Annotated in this window: 2 protein-coding genes and 1 pseudogene; 1 reads left to right on the forward strand and 2 read right to left on the reverse strand. The window is 58.4% G+C overall.

Going from position 1 to position 2034, the window contains the following annotated elements:
- Positions 1–330: pseudogene (locus ACREAY_RS11525) on the forward strand (adenylyltransferase/cytidyltransferase family protein); the annotation flags it as partial.
- Here the strand turns inward: ACREAY_RS11525 and ACREAY_RS11530 are convergent.
- Both ACREAY_RS11530 and ACREAY_RS11535 read right to left on the reverse strand, forming a co-directional pair.
- The gene (locus tag ACREAY_RS11530) at positions 318–974 is read right to left on the reverse strand and encodes a DUF120 domain-containing protein (RefSeq protein WP_431755915.1); all 657 of its coding nucleotides are present in this window, start codon (positions 972–974) and stop codon (positions 318–320) included. The pseudogene ACREAY_RS11525 and the gene ACREAY_RS11530 overlap by 13 nt on opposite strands.
- Positions 975–1007: 33 nt before the next feature.
- Positions 1008–2034 (reverse strand): toprim domain-containing protein (locus tag ACREAY_RS11535; protein ID WP_431755916.1); only part of this gene is annotated, 1027 nt, incomplete at its 5' end.

Consider the following 2034-nt stretch of genomic DNA (forward strand, 5'->3'; position numbering starts at 1 on the left):
ATAATCGCAAGGACGGCCACCGCGCAAAAGATCAAAAAAGACAGAAAGATATACCACGACGAAGGCCTTCGAAAAGAGCTGGTGTCGTCTCTGAATTTCGTCGACCTGGTGCTCATCGGCAGGGAAGGCACGCTCTATGACACGGTCGAGTATGTCAAGCCTGACGTGATAGCGCTTGGCTACGACCAGGCCCACAGCGAAAAGGACGTGGCAGAGAACTGCAAAAAGCGCGACCTCAACGTGCAGGTGGTAAGGCTTTCGACGCCGATACCGGGGTCAAAGAGCTCCAAGATAAAAGAAGAGCTTGGCGACGCCATCTATGGCATCTGAATGTGCACCTGCACCTTTACCCTGTCGCCGTTCTTTATCCCGGCCGCGTCCTTTATCGACATTGGCGCGATGACTTCAAGCATGCTATCGTCATAGTGCGTGCGCTCCAGCACCAGGACGGCGGCATTGTCCACGGTGCCGTTTATCGTGGCGCGGTAGCACTTTACCCACCCGTACGTGCGCGTGCCGTCGCCAAAGCCGTCAACGAATATCGACGGGTGGCTGCCGAGCTCGCGCCGGGCGTTCATGAACAGCTGATCAGTCAGCCGGATGTTGAGCGTCCCGGGGTACGGCTCGTAACCCAGTTTTTCCCTGAACTGTTTTTTGTAGCCCTCAAGGGACATGTAGTAGGCGCCCTCCCCCATGCCCGAGACGACGCTGCCCTCAAAGTCGATGACTGCAGGAGCCGACTCGATTGCCGACTTTAGCGACGCAAACAGGCTCTGTATCTCGGAATAGCCCTTGTCGGTGATGCGCACCGCGAATTTCTGGCCACGGCGCGCCCGCTCGATATAGCCCGAGGTTTCAAGGTCCAAAAGATGCTTGGAGGCGGCCTGCTGCGACCGGGCGATGTCCTTGCCAAGGTCCGAAGTGGTCACTTCGATAAAATTGTGGCGCGCTCCCTTTGACAGGAGCTGCAGCATAGTCAGTATGTGTTGGAGTTTTATTTCTGGCATTTAGTTCGAGATGCCCACGTCTCCAAAGGTTCTGACCTTGACTTCGGCTGACTTTTTCACGTCGGTCGTCCTGTGCCCGACGATGTACTCGATGCCTGCCTTGCCCGCCGCGTCGACGAGCCTCTGGGTGACGATGCCGTCGATGACGAGGTACTTGGCCCCTTCTGCAGAGTCAAGCCTCTTGATCACTTCTGACACCGGCACCTTGAGCAGGTGCTTCATAGAGCCGTCAAGTATCACCGCCTCCAGAGTCTCGTTTATCTGCGGATAGACGTCCCGGATTGCCGTCAGGACTTCTGGCGCGTCGTTTGCGGCCGCAGTAGACGGGACGCCAGGAGTCGGCGCCGGCTCTGCAGTCGCAGAAGCTGCTGGCGCAGGAGCGTAAGACTCTTGGTTCTGGTCCCGCTGCTGGTAGTCGTTGCGGTCACGGTCGCGGTAATCTCGATCTCCCCTGTCGCGTCCACGGTAGCCTCCGCGGTCCCTGTACCCGCCCCTGTCGCGTCCACGGTAGCCTCCGCGGTCGTTGTCGCGGTATCCGCCCCGGTCGCGGCCGTGGTTGCGCTCTTCCTGCATGGGCGCAGGCGGCCGTTCTTCAGGCTTGACTTCTGACGAGTATGCATCTTTCAATATCTCGGATATCTCTAGCGGCGTGCATTCTTCCACTTCCCTGCCTGTCGGCGCCCTCAACACCTTGTCGATCTTGACGACGCCTGCCAGCTCTTTCAGTATAAGGTCGCCTGCTCTGTCGCCGTCAAGGAAGGCTATCACCTTCTTGCCCTCCGACAGCTTCACGACAGTCTCGTCGATCTTGGCGCCCTCGATGGCTATTGCGTTGTCATAGCCCGCCCTCAGCAGGTTGATGACGTCTGCCCTGCCTTCGACGAGTATAATCCACTCTGAATCGAAAACGCCAGTCCCGCACGCCAGCTGGGCCTTGCCGTACGACGTCAGCTTGCCGGGCTTGCTTGCGTCATAGACGTCTTTGAGCATCTCTTCGCCCTCGCTGATCGTCTTTGTCGCCCAGTCC

This window comes from Nitrososphaera sp., from assembly GCF_050748925.1.
Classification (GTDB): Archaea; Thermoproteota; Nitrososphaeria; order Nitrososphaerales; family Nitrososphaeraceae; genus Nitrososphaera.

What these genes read in the sequence shown, in the direction of transcription:
- ACREAY_RS11530 (WP_431755915.1), bottom strand. Translation starts at nt 974, where the DNA reads ATGCTGCAGCTCCTGTCAAAGGGAGCGCGCCACAATTTTATCGAAGTG.